This is a genomic window from Rhizobium sp. RU35A (genome assembly GCF_900156005.1).
GTDB lineage: Bacteria > Pseudomonadota > Alphaproteobacteria > Rhizobiales > Rhizobiaceae > Neorhizobium > Neorhizobium straminoryzae.
This window is the reverse complement of the sequence record NZ_FTMR01000013.1, coordinates 1-20574: the sequence shown is the minus strand read 5'-3', so window position 1 is coordinate 20574 and position 20574 is coordinate 1. Positions and strand designations below refer to the sequence as shown.

The following is a 20574-nucleotide window of genomic DNA, read 5'->3' as shown; positions in this document are numbered from 1 at the left end:
CATTGGCAAGGGGATTAAGGTCGCCATGTTCAACCTTTGTTCCGGACATGACGCAGCCTTTCGCCCTCGATCCCGGCTTTTGTCGCGACTGCCTGACCGGGCAACCGGACGGAAGGCGGCGGTGCCGTGCCTGCGGCAGCCCGCGCCTCGTCTACCACCCGGAACTCTATGATCTCACCATCGCCCATATCGATTGCGATGCCTTCTACGCCTCCGTCGAGAAGCGCGACAATCCGGAACTGGCCGACAAGCCGGTGATCATCGGCGGCGGCAAGCGCGGCGTCGTCTCGACGGCCTGCTACATCGCGCGCATCAGCGGCGTGCGCTCGGCCATGCCGATGTTCAAGGCGCTGGAGGCCTGCCCCGATGCCGTGGTCATTCCCCCGAACATGGAGAAATATGCGACGGTGGGCCGGCAGGTGCGCACGCTCTTCCAGGAACTGACGCCGCTCGTCCAGCCGCTGTCCATCGACGAGGCCTTCCTCGATCTCTCCGGCACCGAACGGCTGCACCACGATCCGCCGGCGCGTATCCTGGCAAGGCTGGTGCGCCGCGTGGAAAGCGAAATCGGCATCACGCTCTCGGTCGGCCTCTCCTACTGCAAGTTCCTCGCCAAGGTGGCGTCCGACCTGCAGAAGCCGCGCGGCTTTTCGGTGATTGGCCGGGAGGAAGCGGTGGCATTCCTCGCGCCGCGCCCGGTCACCACCATCTGGGGCGTCGGAAAGGCGTTTGCGGCGACGCTGGAGGCGGATGGCATCCGCACCATCGGCCAGTTGCAGACCATGGCGGAAGGCGATCTGATGCGCCGCTATGGCACCATGGGGCAGCGTCTGTTCCGGCTGGCGCGCGGCATCGATGACCGTACGGTGCATCCCAACGAACCGGCGAAAAGTGTTTCCGCCGAAACCACCTTCTTCGAGGATATCGCGCGCTACGAGGATCTGGTGCCGGTGCTGCGGCGCCTTTCCGAAAAGGTCTCGAGCCGCCTCAAGAAGCAGCAGGTCGCCGGTGAGACGGTGGTGCTGAAGCTGAAGACCGCCGATTTCCGCAGCCGCACCCGAAACCGGCGGCTGGAGGATCCGACCCAGCTTGCCGACCGCATTTTCCGCACCGGCCTGTCGCTGCTGGAGCGGGAAACCGACGGCACGAAATTCCGCCTGATCGGCATCGGCGTGACCGATCTAACCGACCCGGATCGTGCCGACCCGCCCGATCTCGTCGACCGGCAGGCCGGTCGCCGGGCGGCCGCCGAGGCGGCCATGGACAAGCTGCGCGACAAGTTCGGCAAGGCCTCCGTGGAAACCGGCTACACATTTGGCGCACGCAAGCCGTAGCGGGTAACTTCCGGCTCACAGCGGGTCGGAAGGAAGCGGCCCGGCGATAGTCGAGCACGAGCGATCGTACTCTCCCTCCGCTTCGCTGTCGGCGTCGGGACGCGGGCTGCAATGCGCGGCCTTTGCCTTTCGTGAAACACGAAACGGGATGAGGCGGGCGCAGGAAACCCTTCCTTAAACATGATCCTTTATCATGGTTCTTTCCCGCAATGTGTCTGCCGTGCCATGCCCCCTCGCCTCCTTGCCCGCCTGCTGCTTCTTGCCACTGTCGCCCTGCCCTCGGTGACGGGCGCCGCTGATGCGCGAACGCTGCAGATCGTCGTGTCCCGCCAGACCCAGTCGCTGGCCGTCTATGAGGATGGCGCGGTGGTGGCAACCTCGCGTGTTTCCACCGGCAAGGCCGGCCATGAGACGCCGACCGGCATTTTTTCGGTGCTGCAGAAGGCGCGGCACCACAAGTCGAACATCTATTCCGACGCACCGATGCCCTGGATGCAGCGCCTCACCTGGTCCGGCATCGCGCTGCACGAATCGAGCAGCGTCCCCGACTATCCGGCCTCGCATGGCTGCGTGCGGCTGCCGGCGGCGTTTGCCCGGACGCTGTACGGCATGACGGGGCTCGGCATGCATGTGGTGATCTCCGATGCGCCGGTCGCCCCGCAACCGATCCAGCATGCCACCCTGTTCCAGCCGCCGCGCAGCGCGCCGCCGCAGCCGCTGCTGTCCGATGCTCCGGAGCATCATGCCGCGGTGACGCCGGACGGCGTTGCGGTGGACGTGGCGCTGAATGCGCCGCAGGCCTCCATCCCGGCCACAGCCCCTGCCTCGGCCACAGTGACGCCGGATGGACCGCCGATCCGCATCCTCATCACGCGGCGCACCGACCGCGACCGGATGGCCGATCTGCAGGCCATGCTGACGGATCTCGGTTTCGATGCCGGTGCCGCCGACGGCATCCTTGGTCCCGCAACGCGTCAGGCGATCGCCGGTTACAAACGCTGGAAAGGCCTGCCGCAGAAGGGGCCACTGGTCACTCCGGCACTCATTTCAGCGCTCTATGACTCGGCCGGACGCGACATGCCGCCGGCCGGCCAGCTCCTTGTCCGGCAGAATTTTGAGGACGTGCTGTCGGAACCGGTCGCCTTCGACGCGCCGCAGGTGGCGCTCGGCACGCATTTCCTGACCGCCGTGCGTGTCGATGCGGCAAGTGGCTCCGCCTCCTGGCAGGGGCTGTCGCTGCCGAACGACCTCTCCTCGGAGGAGCGCCAGCGTCTCGGCATCACCCAAGGGGCGCTGGAGGGCCCGCAGGCGCTTTCGGCCGTGCTCGACCGCTTCCACGTGCCCGCAGACCTTGCGGCGCGCATCGGCGCGCTGCTGACTGCTGGCGCGTCGCTCACCATCACCGATACCGGCACCGAAAAGGAAACCACGAAGGGCACGGATTTCATCACGCTGACCCATCGCGGCCACAGCGCGCTGGCGTTCTGATCCCTTAACAAGGGCAGCAAGAAATGCCGCCCGTCCAAGCCTCAGACCAGTTCCACGTCCAGAACGCCGGGTGCGGCGCGCAGAGCCGCGGCGATCTCCGGCGAGAGGCGGAATTTCTCCGTCAGTTCCACCTCGATTTCCCGCCTGCCGTCATCCTTGATGACGATGAAGGAGACGAGGCCGTCGCCGCGGGCATTCAGATGCCGGGCAACCGTTTTCAGCGGGCCGGAATCGCGCACATAGACCCGCAGCGCCTTCTGCATCTGCACCGATTTTTCTTCCAGCGACTGCGCCGTCTGGATGCGAAGGCCGATGCCTTCCGGCCGCTCGTCGGCCTGCACGGTGATCACCAGCGATTTGCCCGGCTCCAGAAGGTCACGGTACTGGTTGAGCGCCTCGGAAAACAGGATCGCCTCGAACTGGCCGGTCGCATCCGAGAAGGTGACGATGCCCATCTTGTTGCCGGTGCGCGTCTTGCGCTCCTGCCTGGCCGTCACGGTTCCCGCCAGACGCCCGGCCGAGGCGCCGGCTTTCACGGCGGCGGAAAACTCGGCAAAATTCTGCACGCGCATCTTGGCCAGCACATCCTTGTAGGTATCGAGCGGATGGGCCGAGAGATAGAAGCCGAGCACCTGATATTCGCGCATCAGCTTTTCCGATGCGGTCCAGGGGTCGAAGGAGGGCAAAATCAGCTTTTCAGGTCCGGCCGCAGACGAGGAGCCGAACATGTCGTGCTGGCCGCTCGTCTTGCCTTCGGCGGCGCGCTGCGCATAGCCGATGATGCGGTCGAGGCCCGTCACCAGTTCGGCGCGGTCCTTGCCGAAGCAATCGAAGGCACCGGCATAGATCAGGCTTTCCAGCACGCGGCGGTTCACCTGCTTGGGATCGATGCGCAGGCAGAAATCCTCGATGCTGGCAAAGGGCGTGTCGCCGCGCACCGAAACGATATGCTCCACCGCCGATTCGCCGACGCCCTTGATGGCGGCCAGCGAATAGAAGATGCAGTTCTCGCCGGTCTCGAACTTGCGGAACGAGGTCTGGATCGATGGCGGCACCACCTTGATGCCGAGGCGCGACGCATCCTGCCGGAAATCGTTCAGCTTCTCGGTATTGGCCATGTCGTAGGTCATCGACGCGGCGAGGAACTCGACCGGATAATGCGCCTTCATATAGGCCGTCTGGTAGGAGACGATGGCGTAAGCCGCGGCGTGGCTCTTGTTGAAGCCGTAATTGGCGAACTTTGCCAGAAGATCGAAGATCAGGTCGGCCTGCGGCTTGGACACGCCGTTCTTGATCGCGCCATCCACGAAACGGGCGCGCTGCTTGTCCATCTCCTCCTTGATCTTCTTGCCCATGGCACGACGCAGGAGATCGGCTTCGCCGAGCGAATAGCCGGACAGGACCTGCGCGATCTGCATGACCTGTTCCTGGTAGACGATGACGCCCTGCGTTTCCTTCAGGAGGTAATCGATCTTCGGATGGATCGATTCGATCTCTTCCTCGCCATGCTTGCGGGCATTGTAGACCGGGATGTTTTCCATCGGGCCCGGGCGATAAAGCGCCACCAGCGCGATGATATCCTCGATGCAGTCCGGCTTCATGCCGAGCAGCGCCTTGCGCATGCCGACACTTTCCACCTGGAACACGCCGATGGTTTCGCCGCGCGAGAGCATCTCGTAGGTTTTGGTGTCATCGAGCGGGATCTTTGCGAGATCCACATGGATATCGCGCTTGGCGACGAAATCCACCGCCGTCTTCAGAACCGTCAGGGTCTTCAGGCCGAGGAAGTCGAACTTCACGAGACCGGCCTGTTCCACCCACTTCATGTTGAACTGGGTGACCGGCATGTCGGAGCGCGGATCGCGGTACATCGGCACGAGCTTCGACAGCGGCCGGTCGCCGATCACGATGCCGGCGGCATGCGTCGAGGCGTGGCGGTAAAGCCCCTCGATCTTCTGGGCGATATCGAGCAGGCGGGCGACGACGGGTTCTTTCTCCGCCTCCTCCTGCAGCTTCGGCTCCTCCTCGATCGCCTTGGAGAGAGGCGTGGGATTGGCGGGATTGTTCGGCACCAGCTTGCAGATCTTGTCGACCTGGCCATAGGGCATTTCCAGCACGCGGCCGACGTCACGCAGCGCCGCACGCGCCTGCAGCGAACCGAAGGTGATGATCTGCGCCACCTGCTCGCGGCCGTATTTCTGCTGCACGTAGCGGATCACCTCTTCGCGGCGATCCTGGCAGAAGTCGATGTCGAAGTCCGGCATCGAGACGCGTTCCGGGTTGAGGAAGCGCTCGAACAGCAGCGAGAAGCGCAAGGGATCGACGTCGGTAATGGTCAGCGCATAGGCGACCAGCGAGCCGGCACCGGAACCGCGGCCGGGGCCAACCGGAATATCCTGCGTCTTCGCCCATTTGATGAAGTCCGACACGATCAGGAAGTAGCCGGGGAACTTCATGCGCTCGATGACCGACAGCTCGAAATCCAGCCGCTCGCGGTAATCCTGCTCGGTATAGCCGGCCGCCATGCCGAGTGCGGCCAGTCGCTGTTCCAGACCTTCCACCGACTGGCGGCGCAGTTCCGCCGATTCGGCACGCTCGGCCTCCTCCGCATCCTCGGTCGCGCCGGTGAAGCGCGGCAGGATGGGTTTGCGCGTCTTCAGGATGAAGGAGCAGCGCCGCGCGATCTCGACGGTGTTGTCCAGCGCCTCCGGCAGATCGGCAAACAGCTTTGCCATGTCCGCCCGGCTCTTCAGATAATGATCCGGCGTCAGGCGGAAACGGCTGTCATCGGACACGATCGCGTTGTGCGCCACCGCCATCAGCGCGTCATGGGCGTCATATTCGCCCTTCGAGGGGAAGAAGGCCTCGTTGGTGGCAACCAGCGGCAGGTCGTGGCGGTAGGCAAGCTCGATCAGCCGGCGTTCGTGGCGCCGGTCGTAGCGGCCATGCCGCTGCAACTCGACATAAAGCCGGTCGCCGAACACCGCCTTCAGCCGGAGAAGACGCTGCTCCGCCTGGGCCGCATGGCCTTCCTTCAGCAGCGGATCGATCGGCCCGGAGGCAAAGCCGGTGAGCGCGATGATGCCATCCGCGCCCCCCTCTTCCAGCCAGGACATGGCGATGTGCACCGCCTGATGACTGCCTTCACCGCCGAGATAGGCACGGCTGACGAGATCCACCAGCCGCTCGTAGCCCACCGCATTGGTGGCAAGCAGCACGAGCGCCGGCAGCTTGGCGAGACCGTTCTGGTTGCCGCGCTTTTCCTCGCCCTGATCCTCCATGTCGATGGCCATCTGGCAGCCGATGATCGGCTGGATGCCTTCGTCCATGGCCTTCTGGGAAAATTCCAGGGCGACGAACAGATTGTTGGTATCGGTAATGGCAATCGCCGGCTGACCATCCGAGGCGGCCTTGCCGAGGATCTTCTTGAGCGGCAGCGCCCCTTCCAGCAGGGAGTAGGCGGAATGAACCCTCAGGTGGACGAAGTGCGGATCTGCCTCCGTCTGATCGCCCGAAACCGCCGTGTCATTTCCATCTGCCATGTCGCCGCCATCCGATTCAGAGGCAGCCATTGTCCGGTCTCGGAGGGGTGAAGTCCAGCCGAAGCTTTCCGCATCACCTTAAAATGTGGGGACACCGCCCGGCCCCATGGCCATGAGGTAAACGCAGACGCAGACGAGAAAGGTCATCATGGAGGCAAAAGCAGCCACATCGCGGAGGTAGTCAGTCATCAGCGCTCTCCTTTTCCGTTATGTTTCTACTTTGTTCCAAATATGTTCACCCGTCAACAAAAAGAACGAAGGCGGAACAAACTTGTTTAACCGGAGGTAAATGGAGGTCGTTTTGCCCGCTTTCCACAGGGACCCGAATTCTCTCCGCTGCCGGCCGATGCGCCGTGCGCAGCCGCCATTCTTCACGCGGCCGGTTTCGACCCGTGCTGTGCCACTGGATTCGGCCGGGGCGCTGAAAGCTGCCTCGTCGGGGAGTTTATATGTGACACCTCTCAGCGCCCCGTTCGGTTGTTTGTGCCCGCCGGTCGGTCCCTCTGTCTGAAAGGCCGGTGGTGCCGTTTGCCATCGCCGTTCCTGTAGCGCGCAAAATCGCGTGGCACAGCGCGCAAGATCGATTGGCAGCAGTTTAAATCCATCCCGATCAGCCCAGAAGCCGGTTTAGATGAGTACCCCAGCCACTACGGCGACGGCTGGGGTATGGCGCATCTCGCCATCGCCAGCAATCATTTTGCCGGGCCGCTGATGATCAGCTCCTTCACGTCTTTGACGCGCCCCTTGCCCTGCAGAGAGTAGCGGCAATCCACCTCCTCCACGGTGAACCGATCAAAGGTCTCGTAGACCCCTGGAACTGCATTTAAGGAGAGGATGAAGCGGCCTTTGAGATGACTTAAAACCTCAGCCATTTCGGCGAAGTCATCACGACTGAACACCGCCCTGCCGTAATCATCTTCACAGCCCCAGTAGGGTGGATCGAGATAAAACAGCGTGCCTGGGCGATCATACCGCTCGATGAAAGACCGCCAGGATAGGTTCTCGATCACCACGCCGGCCATCCGCTCGTGAATCTCCTCAAGCTGAGGAGCCAGTTTCAGAAGGTTAAACCGGCCGCCGTCCATCGTGACACCGAAACTCTGGCCACGCACTTTCCCAACGAAAGCGAGCCGCTGGAGGTAGAGGAAACGCGCCGCGCGCTCCAGATCGGTGAGCGTTGTCGGATCGGTCTTCGACAGTCTCTCAAACTCGCGGCGGCTGGTGACCTGAAACCGCAGCGTATCCATGAACTGCGGATAGTGCCGCTGAAGGATCCGGAAAAGGTTGGCGACCTCTCCATTGATGTCGTTGATAGCCTCCATTTTCGGTGCCATGGACCGTCTCAGAAAAATGCCACCCATCCCGACGAACGGTTCGCAATACGCCTCGTGAGGCGTCGAATTGATCCTGCCGATAATCGTCTTGGCGAGGATCCTTTTGCCGCCGATATAGGCAGCGGCTGGAGCGACAGGCTGAACCTCTGTCAGATTGACCATTTCAAAAAGCCCACGAGTCAGTCACACCTTTTTTGCCCTGCAGGGTACGGGTGCGACAGTTATTTGATCGTGCTGTCGGACGGGTCAGGTCGCCAAACTTAGCCCCGTCGTTCGGTGCGCATGATGCGCACCGGCCGCCCGGCTATGAGCCGAGCGGAATGGTCTGATCCACGGGCCGCCAGGCCGGGTCGGCATCGACCGCTGGAGCCGTGATGCCGGCCATCACCACATCAATGACACGTTGACCGTCCTCAAGAACATGCTCTGCCATCGGGTGGTTTTCGAGATGCGAGATAATCCACCGCCCGTCGGGGATCTGGCGTGGCACATCCCAGGTCAGCGTCACGCCGGCCGGATCGTCCTGGCCCGCACGCTTGCCAATGACCGCACCATCTGCCCGGATCGTGTAGCCTGCCTCCTCGTAGCAGTCGCGTCCGCGATCATCGATCAAGGCGACCGCTGCGGCCGCCGACGCCAAATCGGGAAAAAGCAGATACCGCATTATTGCAGCCTCATGGATTGGGTTGTCCGGTAGGGATGATCCGCAGCCAGTTGCGCGGCCATGCCCCATTTGGCGTGCAGATAGCCCTCCAAACGCTGGCGGGTGGTGGTGGAGAGAGCACCGGATACCGCCAGCATCTCGCCGCACCGCATAGCCGCATATTTTGACGAGACACCGTTGAAGAAGAGCCCGAAATTGTTGCCGGTGCCGATCCCCGTGCCCGAGGCGTCGCCCGTATAGACGATGCCGGCGCGGCCAATGGCGGAGCCAGTGCCATTGTAGTAGTCCATGCGCACCGCCGGCCCGGCGGTATAAGCGCTCGTCGATGAAAAGCCGGTCGTGCCGCCAAAGATAGCCCAATTGGCGGTCCCGCTAGCGCGATATCCCACGGGACCGAGATCACCTCGCCGGTAGAGGGCAGCGTCGCCGCTGCCTCCCACATAGGCGTCCAGCGTCGTCCAGATCGAAAACGGTGGTGTGATTGCAGCGACCAGATTGCCGATCAGGCCATCGTCCACGCCATCGGGTATCGCGCATGCAAGCCCGCCGATGCCGCCCGCCAGAAGCGCCGGCTGGCGCGCACCCACGGTCTGCGCAAAGGACATTCGTCCACCGACGCCGGCTACCGCCGAGATGGCCGCACCGTTGAGGGTTACCAGATCGGATCGGGAAAAATCGACCCACATGGGAATCGTTTGCCCGGCATCGGTGGGCACCCACATCTCGATGGGCGCGCTCGTCTTGCGTCCCTTGCGGTAGGCGATCGCCTGCCCCTCGTATCGGGACAGCATGGTCCAGGTCTGGCCCGTTGCTCCGTCAATCGCCACGCCGTCCGCATACTATTGTCCACCGGCCAGGGATGCCGCGTAGACCGAGCCAGCGTATCCGCTGCCCGATTGGACGGAGATGACGGGCGTATAGGCGCTGCTGCTCAAATCTCCGGTGGGAGAGAGCGACGATCCGAGCGCAAGAGCGACCTGGAATGGCCTTGCAAATCCGCTCATACGTCCGTCCAGGCTTTGACCGTCGCCCCGGCCGTGTTGTTGCGCATCGTGATGCGCACCAGCGGCAGCTTCCTGAAGGTCGCGATCGGCGGTTCCGTCAAATACGAGATGGCGCCGACTTTCAGCCAAGTCGCGTTTGAATCGGCGCGCGCTTCGATTTCGACGACCGCCTTTGATCCTGCACCGAACTCGGCCTGTAGTGTGAAATCATCCGTGGGGCTGAAGGATGCGCCGCTGTTGTCACTTTCGGCGATGCTGTTGATGCGAAGGGTCATGTGGGCTCCGATGATAAAAGATCAGTAGTAGGGAATGCGCCGCTGCTGGCCGCAGATCGCCACCAGCATGTATCCGGCCGGCTTCGGCCGCGGGGCGCTAGCGTCATCGGCACCGCCTGCATCGATAGGTGTGGGAGGAATTTTTCCGGCGCCGCCGTTCTTAGTGCACATGCTCATTTGGCCTGCGATCTCCACACCGATCAGAAATAGGGGATGCTGCGCTGGAAGCCGTTGATATCTAGTCGGATGTATCCCGTAGGATTTAAGGGCATTGCGCCAGCTGCACCTGCACTGGGAGCAGTGGTCGTCACACCCTGATTGCGGAGCCCGATGATATATCCAAGCCGCAGCCCCAGCCCGTTGCCGTCCTTGTCAGAGATGTCCAGACCGGCGGTGCCATACTGGGAAAGCTGCATGACGTTGGCAGCCGTTGGATCGCCGAACCACAAATCTCGAATGAATTGCAAACGTGCCTTGGTAGGGTCGCCCCCTCCATACGCCTTGGCGAAGTTGATTGTCGGCGCAGAGCCTCCCAGATAGCCTGGTCCTGAGAGGTAGAACGTGTTCGCCTTCACAAAAATTGAGTCAACATCGCGATGCACACGCGTCCCGAAGGTCGTCAGGATGCCCAGCTCATCATGCAGCAGCTGCGAGACAAAACGGTTCGCCGCATCGAGCGGATGCGTGCCGTCGGTGATCCAGCCGAGGCGGACAAGTTCTGTATAATTCCGGCAGGCCCTGTAGCCGTCGAAATAGGCCGCGTAATTGGCCATGGCATTGTCGCGCCAGATTTTCTGGATAGCCAATTGCGAGGCTTCGCTGGTCTGGTCGGGGAGCGATCCGATGACGAGAACGGAACAGGCGGGCAGCGACGCGAAACGGGTGAACATCGCCGGAATGTTGACGCTGGCGTTTTCCTCCTTCGCCTGCACAATCATCAATTTGCAGTTAAACTCGGTCATCAGGTAGCTGAGAATGGCATCAGACGAATAGCCGTTGTTGGCAAGAGTGCTGCCGCCACGGCCGAAACCGAGCGGCACGATGCCGTAAGCGCGGAAACCTCCGCAATAGGACGACAGCACGACGACCTTCCCCGTCGCGGTCGCCACCATCTTGTATTTGATCGTGGGATCGGCCGTGAACTGAACCTTGGCTCCGCCGAGCGACGTATCAGACAGGTCAAGCGTCTGCGTATCATAGAGTGTGTTATTATCACGGTTGCGCAGCTCCACGCTCACGCTGCCCATGCCCGGCCCCTTGGCAAAATACATGCGCATGGTGGCAAATCCGTTTTGCTGCCCCATGTCGACCGTCACGGTCGCGCCGCTTGAAAGCTCGACATGGCCGCCATTCGGGAGATACGTGAAATCGACAAAGCCCGCACCACCACCGTCCGGCCGGCTCTGGTCGATCGGCAGGCTGCCGAGACCGGAGTTGAAATATGTCCCCGTCAGCGTCTGAATGGGGCCGGCAACATTGATCGTCGTGCCGCCGATAACGGCGCCCTGCTGAATTGAGGTGAACATCTGGAGCAGGAACGGCGACCAGACGTGGGGCGAGACGCTATCTCCGTAATAACCGATCCCGACAAATCCTGATGGCGATGCGGATGCCGCTGTTCCCGCGTTGTAGGCGTAGAGAGCCTTGTAGAAGTCCCTCAGATTGTGCTTGCCCTCCAGCAGCGACACGCCCTCCAGTCGTGATGCCACCGTGGTGCGTTGCCGCTCATAGCCGATCATGCCGGCGCCCAGCGCCGTGCTGGACTGGCTGGCGAGATCGGCCACCGTGGCGCCCTGGTAGATCTGCCAGCGCGGCGCGGCGAGATCCGTCGCAAAGGTGCCTGCCGTGTGCGCCACCGTGCAGATATACTGAACGCCGCCCTGCATCACGGTATCGCGCACCGCATAGGCGGTGCCTGTCGCCCAGTTGCCACGGTGATTGGTGATGATCGCTGTCGAGGCCTCGATACGATCCTCGGTCGCCACGACAGCCGTGCGATGCGCCAGCGCCTCGGAGGCGGCCGCCTGCGCCAAGATCCGATCGGCATCCGCTGCCGCCGCAGCCGCATCGGCCGCCGCCTGTCCGGTGTCGGTCGGCAGACCGGCAACCTTTACCCAGCCCCCCGCCTGCCGCTCGTAGATGCCGCGATCGGCGCCGACGAGGGCGATGCCGGTCTGTCCGACGCTGGCCCCGGAGACTGCGTCCAGAGAAGCTTTCGAAACACGCGCATAGTCGGCGGAGACCAGAAGGGCCAGCGCATCGAGCGTGGCGCCCAGCGCGCCGCTGGCGGCCAGCTGCGTGGCGAGATCCTGAATTGCCTGAACCGCGGTTGAGCTGTTGCGATTGACAATCACCTCGTCACTGACTGCGACGCGGTTGCTGATATTGGTTGTCCTGGTGCCGTCTAGTGCCATGGGTACGCCTCAACGAATGTTAACGGTGAAGGGGCCGCTGACCGGTCCCGGCAGGCCGTCCGCGTTCTGCGGTTCCAGCCAGATGTAATGAGTGCCCTGCGCCAGGCAGGTTGCGGTTTCGAGATAAGCGACGACATTGTCGATCGATCCGTCGAACGCAGATGAAGCCAGTAGCGAGAACGTGTCGTTGCCCGTGACCGCCTGGATGCGGTCGGTGAAAATTCCATTGGTAGATTGGGCAACACCTGTTCGCGTTGAGCCACCGGTCAACCTGGATGTCACCGTTCCAGCAGTGACGTCCGCGATCTGACCGGAGATGCGGTAATATTTGCCGCTGACAGCCGCGAGGGGCTGACTGATGGCGTCGGCCGTGCCGGGCGTGTGACTTGCCTTGCCGCCGGCGATTGTCCAGCCCGGCCCAAGCGTCCATGTTCCGGCGCTCTCCATGTTTCCATTGGTCAGCAGGTTTTCACGCGTGGCATCGCCGATCGGTTGCGAATAAGACCGCGACGGAACAACGGCGACCGGTGCGCCGGCGCTGTCGGCAGAGCGGTTCAGCGTGCTGGACGTCGAGCGGTAGATCTGAACTTGGGTGGTTGCCGTATCGTCCGACGTCGACCATTGCACCACCGCGCCGCCGAGCAAGGGTCCGAACGTGATCATGGAGGCATTGAGAGCAACCGGAATTGCCGCATCGAATGCACCGACAGTGAATGTCACCATCGGCGTTACCGGACCCGAAACGTTGCTGGCGGATCTGGCATAGGCCCGCATCTGCACCACATCGCCGTTGGCATAACCCGAGATCTGGCCACCGCCATTGGCGGCCGGGATCGTGAGCGGTGTCCAGGACGTCGCTCCAGACAGCCGATGCTCAACCACAAAGGTTGCGGATGGGATCGCGCCGGAGCCGGGCACGATCAGATAGCTGACAAGGCCTGCGGCACCGGTTTCCGAAACACCGGACGAAATGCTCGTGAAGCGCGGCGCCGGCGGCTGCAACGCGGCCCCGTCCACTTCGGCGCCGACGCGGCCGTTCCACGCCGGAATGACTTCCGCATCCACCAGCTGATCGATGATCGGCGCGGCATCGATCATCCGATAATGCATCGAGAAGTCTTCGCCCGACTTGCCGCCCTGGATGATGACAGGAATGCTGTCGCTGCTGAACGAACCAAAATGGACGATGTCTCCGGCTGCGGGCAGCACTCCGTCATCGACCAGCGCTAGCACCCGAGTCTCGCCGGCAACGGTTCGAACCCGCCTCAGGACCGAGGTTCCGATGCTGTCCGTCTCGTCAGCAAACACCCGGACGCGCAGGCCATAGACACCGTCTGCAGCCATCGTCACGGGATCCGAAAGTTCGACCATGCGTCCTTCGGCCGAGATAACGCGCGGCGCGGACTGGGTACGGTCCAGTGTATCCATCGACAGCATCACCAGATCGCCTCGCGTTGCGACCCGCACAGGCCCATCCTGGGAGGCCTGGTAGACGTCCGGACGATGGATCGTCTCGTACATCCGCCGGCGGGCTTCACGATAGACCTCGACAGGGTCCGTTTTTCCGGGAAGTTCAAGCGCCTCGGTCAAAGTGATGTCGCCAGTGTGACCGGGCCACGGCACCAGTCGCTCGGCCGAGGCGTGATCATTCGTCTCGTCCAGGAACTTGACGCGAAACCCGTCCGGAGGGCGCACATAGGTGCGCGTGCACTTCATGCTGTAGGCATTGCGAGGATTGATGTGATCAATCACGAGCGTCTGCTGCCGGTCGATCACCACGCCCCAGCGCACGCCGTCATGCCGCGGCGAGGCGCGACCTGCGGCCGCAACCTCGGCCAGAACATCCCCCAGCGAGGTCTGGCCATCATCGAGCACGCGATCGTATTTGAGATCCTTGAGCCGGCAGAAATTATGCCAGTCGATCAGCTGCTCAAGATCGATGCCGGAATCGCTCACCGGTCTGGGATTGGCGGGCGACTGCAGGACATAGCGGAACAGCGATGCCGGATTGCGTGTCGCCCGTTCGATCCAGGTGCCTGTGGTGTGGTCATAGTCCAGACAGACGCGGGTCAGCCTGGCGTTAAAATTGTCGAGCTGGCCGTTGAGCTGGTGCGTTGCCTTGATCCGGAGCGCGACAAGAGCAAGCGGCTGTCCGAAGTTCAGCGGATACTCCGGACGAATGGTCTGCAAAGCCGCCCATGATGTGCGCTGCTGGACGCGGATATCGGTCGATTCCCCGGTCATCATCACCAGCCGGACCTGCCAGCGGCCGCGAGACGGAAAGTCCCAGGTATGCTGTCGATAAAATGCCTCCAGCGAGCGGGCCGTGATGTTCAGCGTGACGACATCCGTCCAGGCCGCCGAGCTGTCGGCGCTGGCAAGCCGTTGCTGGATCTTGACCGACACGCTGGTGTCGCGCACCGAACCATTGTCATTGGTGGCATAGAGACCGGAGGGCCATGCGAGGATGACGGATGCACCGGATGCATCCGCGCCGGTCGTGCGGGTGACCGGAGTTTCCTGGGGTGTGCTGCCGCCAATGATGTTGCCGAGGTCGTCACGCGGATATGGCCGCGTCAGCTCGGTCCCGATATTCTCTTCTGCGACCTGACGCGGAAACAGCCCGATCGGCGTGTCGGTACTCACCCCGTCGCGCACCTCGACCTCGACCTCGTCATATTCGGACAGCGAGGTTTCGCCGATGCGCATATCGTCGATCGACAGGCGGCCGTAGCCGCAGCAGAACAGGCTGCGGATATAGAGCCAGTTGCCCACGATCTCATTGTAGGAGAGTGCGGCGAAAGGGGGCGCGTAGCGGATCGATCCCAGTGGCACAGGGATGGCGCCGTCCGGCTCCGCCCGGTTGCGCCAGCCGGTGATTGAGTACCGGTTTTCGCGGTCCTGGTTCTTCGGCTTGACTGGCGGAATGAGCGCATTGATGAGGAGGTTGCCGAGGACGGAAATCCCGATGCCGATCGCGGCCGAGGCAAACACGCTGCCGCCAAAATAGGCTGCGGCCCAATACTGACCGAGCGCGATGGCGGCGATCGAGACGACGATCTGCAGGATGGATCGCAGAACGGACTTACCGGGAATGACGCGAATGACGACGCGAACACCTGGATGAGGGCGAGCGCAATGCCAAATGGCCGGAGGCACGATCTGCGAGCCCCGATCGGTGACCAGCGCAACGCGGATATACTCCCGGCCGATGGCACGATCCGGAATCACGAGATCCACGATTTCAGCGATGGTCAATCCAGGCGGAAGGTCGCGCTCGATGCGGCAGGTGCCGGGATCAAGAGCCGGCGCGGCCAGAACGGGTATGAGGCCGGTCTGCTGGGTCATTTGGTGGCCCTCGAAACCAGTTCGACATGCCTGTAAACGCCCGTTAAACGATGCCGCCACGCGCCGGCCTGGTAGCTCTCGATCTTGGCGCAATCCTCGCCGGCCGCATGCAGCATGATGCCATGCTGGACGACAATGCCGATATGGCTGTCCATTCGGCCGCGCCGGAAAACGGCGAGATCAAAGGCCACTGCCGTGCCATGAACCGGCACCCACATCGGCAGTTGCTTGGCCCCATCCACCAGGGCTGCGATTTCCGCATGTTCATCGACGGACGTGTAGCCGAGATAGTCCGGCAGGCTGATCCGCAACTCCTCGCGATAGACCAGGCACGCCAGACCCCAGCAATCGGCGCCTTCGAGGCTGCGGCCATGCGACCGGAACGGAGTGCCGACGAAACGATTGCTCCAGCTCATAGATGCAGCCCCGGAAAAACATTCTTGGTCATGCGGCCGCCGGGAAAATACTCGTTTTCGATCTCCTCGCGGCTGACCGACAGCGTGATCTCGCCGGCATCGATGTCGGCCGACAGGATTTCCAGATCCGTGTATTCGACCTCGATCGAGGACGGCGACGAGGCCAGCACAACGGCCATGTGGATCGTCGCGATGTCCGTAAAGGACCGCACGATCGCGACCATGTCCTTGTCCAGATTGTCCAGCACGATCGTTGCGGCGGCGGGCGTATCCTCCTCATCCGAGGGGAGAAGCGTCGAAGCGACCACCCACAGGAAGGGCTCCGTTACCGGATTGGCGCCGCGCCAGGTCGAGCGGGTGCCGTAATAGAGCGGATCGTCCGACAGACGTTCCGTATTGTCGGTAGACAGACGGATAGGAACATCGAGCGACGGATGGTTGATCTCGAACAGCGCCACATACAGGTCGGCGCTCGCCTCGGCATCCTGCATCAGCCGTGCGTTCATGGAGACACGTCTCATGGCATCACCAGCACTTGGAACGTTTTGCGAAACTCGCGGCCGACGATGGTTTCCGTGGGCAACTGGTCGCCGAAGGTACACAGCCACATCGCTGCCATCAGGATCGGCTGGCCGTCACTGGTCAGCAGCAGCGAGCCATCGCTTGCCCGGAGCGCCCAACCATCCGTGGTCGGGTCCGGCATGCGAAACGGCCGCGTGCCTTTCTTGGTGTCGTGTTCGAAGAAACCATCAAACATCGACCGCTGATCAGCATCGAGCAGAACGCTCAGCGTCACCGCCATCGCCACATTGGAAAAGCGCAGCCGGCTGCCGCCTGTGCCCGTGTCCGACTGACGGCGCAGGCGCGCCTCCTGCGGCTGTGCGCTCCAGGTACTGCGCTCCGGCTTCGGAAGCTCCTCAGGCCACGTCGCGATCGTCAACGATTGATCCTCCGCGGCTTCAGGCCAAATTCCGTCTGCAGGGTGCGGCGCGTCGGATTGCCGGGCTGGGCAATCGCGGCGGCTGTCGCCTCGCCGATCTGGACGATGGTTTGCTTGCGGCCGCGCTCGTCGGTGCGCTCCTCGGCGCGGACCCGCTCTTGGCCATAATTGTTGATGACGATCGACGAGCCGCCGGTGCCCGAAGCACCGCCAGCATTTGCGGCGGACGGCATATTGCTGTTGGCGTTGGCATAAACCGGGGCGATCGAGGCCACATAGCCGCCGGAAGCAAAGCCGGTCCTTCCGCCGCCGCGTGCCATTCGGCGTAGCGCGTCCAAATTCTGCACGCCGATCGCAGCCGTCGAGATCTCGTCGAAAACATACTCTTTTTCATGGACAAGACCTGCCACCCGTGTGGGATCGGATCCGCCGGTCGCGCCGCCGCTGGAAAAACCACGCACCAGGAAAGAACCAAACGTCGTGTTCGGTGCCCAGAACGAACTGGTCGGCGACACACCGCCAAACAGCTTGCCAATCCCGCCCAGGAGCGAGGAGAAAAAACCGCCCGACGATGCGCCACCGGTTGCAGCGATATTCCCGATCTGACCAAGACCGTTTGCGAGTTGCCCAAGCCCGTTGCCGAAGACACCGAGGTTTTGTGTCGCCGCGCCCGATGTGCCGGCGAGCGAGGCAAGAGACGCCGAGGCCTCGGTTGCGCGGCGGATCTGCAGTTCCGAGGCGTTGATCCAGCTGGTCGTTACCGAATCCTGCTGATTGCCCGACAGCATCTGGAACTGCTGCTGCCCACCGAGCCAGCGACTGGCACCGGTGGCAAAGCCGACATGCCCGCCCGTATTGCCAGCGCCGAGGCCGCGCGTCTGCAGCAGGATGTCACCGCGCATCAGCTGGGACGGATCGATCGCGCGGCCCCAGTTCTGGAAGGCATTCGCGGTCAGTGATCCCGTGCCGTCGATGCCGACCTGTTTGAGGGCCGAGTTCACGAAGCCGGCGCACCAGGCCGTGGTGGCGGCATCGATGTCGACGCCGCCTGCGCGCAGGAAGGCGTTGATGTCGGTCCGCTGGCTGAGTTCGTTGGCGCCGATCAGGCCCATGGCCTTGTCGACGGCATTGCCGGCCAAGCCGGAATAGCCGCCAGGCACGTTGCTATTGGCTGCGCCGCCGAGGAGGTTGCCCACGCCCGATCCGCCGACGCCAGAACCGATGCCGCCATTGATGACAACAGTCCCCGCCATCACCGACATGGAGCCGACACTGCGGCCCATCGCATTCGAGACGATTGCGCTGGGATCGGACTGTTTTTGCCCGAACAGCCGGCCGACAATGCCGCTGAGGCCGCCAATGTCAGACAGCGTGCCATAATCGGTCCCGAGCAATGCGTTCTTCAGCGGGTTTTTAACGCCGATTTCCAGGAATGTGCTCTTGATGTCCTTGGCGATGCCTTCCAGCGCGCCGGAGATGTCACCGCTCGAAAGCCCGTCTACGATCCCGTCGATGGCGTTTTCGGCGCTGCCCTGTACCTTGCCCCAGGCATCGGCCTGCTTTTCGATCTCCCGATTGAAAATCGCCATGGCATCCGCAGCAGCGCGAATGTCGCGTGCCTGATTGCTGTCGCTGCCTAGACCCATCTGACGGATCTTCTGCTCTGCCTCCAGCAGCGCCAGCGAACGCGCCCGCACTGTCGCGTTGGCACCGATCAACGCCTGTTCGACGCGCAGCTGCTCCATGCGCTCGTTCTGGCTGCGCAGATAGTCCTGTCCGGAGGCCAGCTTCTCCTGCTCGGCAAGACCGGCATAACCTGCGCGCAAGTCGGTGATCTGTTGGTTGAGATTTTGCTTGGCCCCTTCTTCCGCCGTCGCGGCCGCTGCGATCAGCGGGCGTAGATAAAGCTCTTCCTGGAGCATGCGGTTGGCGTCTGCCGACGTGATTGTGCCAGCAGCTACCAAGGCATTCAGCCGGGTACGCACCTCCAGCTCAGCCTGCATGTCCTGCGCCTGGGCGCGTGCCGTGCTAATCGTCTCCGCGATCACCCGGTTGCGAGCACGACCGGCATCGATTTCGATCGAGGTCGTTGAAACCTCTTGATCCGCCATTTGCAGCCGTGTGCGGCGCGCTTCAAGATCCGCACGCACCATCGGATTGCGCTCGCTCTGAATCTGGATATCAAGCCGATCCAGTTCGGTCAGGCGCTGCTGGCGATTGATGATGCTGTCCAGCACGCGCTGCTTGGCATCGAGCGTCGAAGTGCGTTCGTCCTCGTTGATGCCGGTGAGCTTTGCACCGTCCCTCAGCGTGGCGATTTCGTTCTGCAGCGTTTGGATGCGCCGGCGATCCGCTCCGGCGCTGGATGTGTCGATCAGGTTGGTGACCGCGCGGCTGCGTGCTATTTGCTCCGCCTGTTCCTTCTGGCGAGCGGCTTCGGCATCCCGCCGCTGCTTTTCCGCCAGCAGGCTGTCTAGATCTGATTTTGCATCCGGCAGCGCGAGACGCGCTGGATCGAAGCGCCAGGATTGGGAGAGGCCATCGAATCTGGCCTGCGCACGGGCGATCTGCTCCTCAAGGGTCGGCCCCTCGGCAAGCTTGTTGATGATCTGGCCAACGCTGTCATACGCATCGCTCGCAAATGTGGCGACCGACGACCACGCCCGCCCCAGCGCCGTCGTCGCATCCGTTGCTTTCACGAGCCGCTTCGGCAATGCATCGAGCAGGACCGCTTGCGCCTCCGAAGCCCGGTTCTGCTGGGCAAGGTTCGTCGCCTGCCGCGCCGTCGCAGCGGTAATCAGGCCGTATTGCTGGTAGAGCGTCTGGGCGGCCTTGGCCGGGTCGGCAAACATCTCTGCCAGCGCATCGCCGGCCGAGGCGGCATCGAGACCGATCGTGGCGCCAAAGTCCTTGCTGATGGCGATCAGCTTCTCGAAGTTTTCCGAGCCGATGCGGCCGGTGCGCAGAAAGCCCGCTTCCATCGAGCGCGCGGCCGACACCGAAATCCCGGCGGCGGATGCGCCGGCGCGGGCCGAGGCTTCCATCTCGGCCGAGGTGCCCGCGACCGCCAGGCCAAGGCCCTTGGCCGCTGTCTCGACTTCCTTCGTCGACTGCAGATAGCTCGACCAGGCAGCCGCGCCTGTCACGGCAACAGCGGCGAGCCCGGCAATGCTGACCGTCAGTGGGGTGATCAGCCGGGCAGCGCCGGATGCGATACTGCCCAGATCCTTTAGGGCTGCATTCACGCCACCCTGGCCGGCATAGATCTGCACGATCTGCGGTCCCTGCTGGGCAAGCACCATGCCGATCGGCATGCCGCCGGCCAGCGACTGACCAACGTCGAAGGCCTGATAGGTGAGGTTCTGGCGTCGAAACTGGGCAGTCCCGTCGCTGTCTCCGAGCGCCCTGTTGCGGCCCTTGATCACGTCGATCGAGGCCAGCGTTGCCTGACGCTGGCGCGAGATCGCCGCCGTCATCTCGTCGGTAGAGAGGACGCCCTGCGCGTGCAGCGTCCGGATCTCGGTCAGCTGCGTCTTGTACTGGTTGATGACGGCAAACAGCGGATTGTGTTTCGCGCGCAACTCGTCGAGCGAGCGGCCCTGCATGACAAGCGCCCCGGTCCATTCCCGGACATTCTGGTTCGCCGCCGGCGCGCCGAGACCCATCTGCGCGTTGATCAGCGCCTGCAGTCTCGACGTCGTGGTCTGCGCTTCGGTTCCGATCCCCGCGATCTCGGCCTTGGTGGCGCGCGCACCAGCCGGAACCTGGCTGGCGTCGAGCGTCACGACGGCCTGGAGTTTCAGCGGGGTGGTCAT

General features: G+C 63.0%; 14 protein-coding genes. 2 read left to right on the top strand and 12 right to left on the bottom strand.

Annotated elements, in window-relative coordinates; all coding sequences use genetic code 11:
• The first annotated feature begins 47 nt into the window (after positions 1–47).
• Both F3H95_RS22835 and F3H95_RS22830 read left to right on the top strand, forming a co-directional pair.
• Positions 48–1334 carry a DNA polymerase IV gene (locus F3H95_RS22835; protein WP_149747684.1) on the top strand — a complete coding sequence of 429 codons (1287 nt, stop codon included), beginning with the start codon at positions 48–50 and terminating at the stop codon, positions 1332–1334.
• 225 nt (positions 1335–1559) lie between these two features.
• Positions 1560–2822 carry a L,D-transpeptidase family protein gene (locus F3H95_RS22830; protein ID WP_149747683.1) on the top strand — a complete coding sequence of 421 codons (1263 nt, stop codon included), beginning with the start codon at positions 1560–1562 and terminating at the stop codon, positions 2820–2822.
• Positions 2823–2863: 41 nt separating this feature from the next.
• Here the strand turns inward: F3H95_RS22830 and dnaE are convergent, their stop codons facing one another.
• From dnaE to F3H95_RS22775, 12 genes are all read right to left on the bottom strand, one after another.
• Positions 2864–6364 carry a DNA polymerase III subunit alpha gene (dnaE, locus tag F3H95_RS22825; RefSeq protein ID WP_149747682.1) on the bottom strand — a complete coding sequence of 1167 codons (3501 nt, stop codon included), beginning with the start codon at positions 6362–6364 and terminating at the stop codon, positions 2864–2866.
• Positions 6365–7056: 692 nt separating this feature from the next.
• Positions 7057–7860 carry a DNA adenine methylase gene (locus tag F3H95_RS22820; RefSeq protein WP_149747681.1) on the bottom strand — a complete coding sequence of 268 codons (804 nt, stop codon included), beginning with the start codon at positions 7858–7860 and terminating at the stop codon, positions 7057–7059.
• Between the two features lie 142 nt (positions 7861–8002).
• Complete coding sequence (locus F3H95_RS22815; protein WP_149747680.1) at positions 8003–8362, bottom strand: hypothetical protein; 360 nt, start codon at positions 8360–8362, stop codon at positions 8003–8005.
• Positions 8362–9189, bottom strand: a complete 828-nt coding sequence (locus F3H95_RS22810) for a hypothetical protein (RefSeq protein WP_149747679.1) — start codon at positions 9187–9189, stop codon at positions 8362–8364. Before F3H95_RS22810 ends, F3H95_RS22815 begins: the two co-directional genes overlap by 1 nt.
• A 173-nt stretch (positions 9190–9362) precedes the next feature.
• Positions 9363–9641 (bottom strand): hypothetical protein, encoded by a 279-nt coding sequence (locus F3H95_RS22805; RefSeq protein ID WP_149747678.1) that lies wholly within the window; start codon positions 9639–9641, stop codon positions 9363–9365.
• Positions 9642–9662: 21 nt separating this feature from the next.
• Positions 9663–9818 carry a hypothetical protein gene (locus F3H95_RS27265; RefSeq protein ID WP_188134459.1) on the bottom strand — a complete coding sequence of 52 codons (156 nt, stop codon included), beginning with the start codon at positions 9816–9818 and terminating at the stop codon, positions 9663–9665.
• Between the two features lie 23 nt (positions 9819–9841).
• Positions 9842–12055, bottom strand: coding sequence for a carbohydrate-binding protein (locus F3H95_RS22800; protein ID WP_149747677.1), 2214 nt, complete (start codon positions 12053–12055; stop codon positions 9842–9844).
• Positions 12056–12064: 9 nt separating this feature from the next.
• Entirely contained in the window at positions 12065–15403 is a 3339-nt protein-coding gene (locus F3H95_RS22795) for a phage tail protein (RefSeq protein WP_210248582.1), read from the bottom strand.
• Positions 15400–15819, bottom strand: coding sequence for an NlpC/P60 family protein (locus F3H95_RS22790; protein ID WP_149747676.1), 420 nt, complete (start codon positions 15817–15819; stop codon positions 15400–15402). Before F3H95_RS22790 ends, F3H95_RS22795 begins: the two co-directional genes overlap by 4 nt.
• Positions 15816–16340 (bottom strand): hypothetical protein, encoded by a 525-nt coding sequence (locus tag F3H95_RS22785; protein ID WP_149747675.1) that lies wholly within the window; start codon positions 16338–16340, stop codon positions 15816–15818. Before F3H95_RS22785 ends, F3H95_RS22790 begins: the two co-directional genes overlap by 4 nt.
• On the bottom strand, positions 16337–16759 hold the full coding sequence (locus F3H95_RS22780) for a hypothetical protein (protein WP_149747674.1): 423 nt from the start codon (positions 16757–16759) through the stop codon (positions 16337–16339). The genes F3H95_RS22785 and F3H95_RS22780 overlap by 4 nt, the downstream gene beginning before the upstream one ends.
• Positions 16756–20574 (bottom strand): phage tail length tape measure family protein (locus tag F3H95_RS22775; RefSeq protein WP_149747673.1); only part of this gene is annotated, 3819 nt, incomplete at its 5' end. The genes F3H95_RS22775 and F3H95_RS22780, both read right to left, overlap by 4 nt.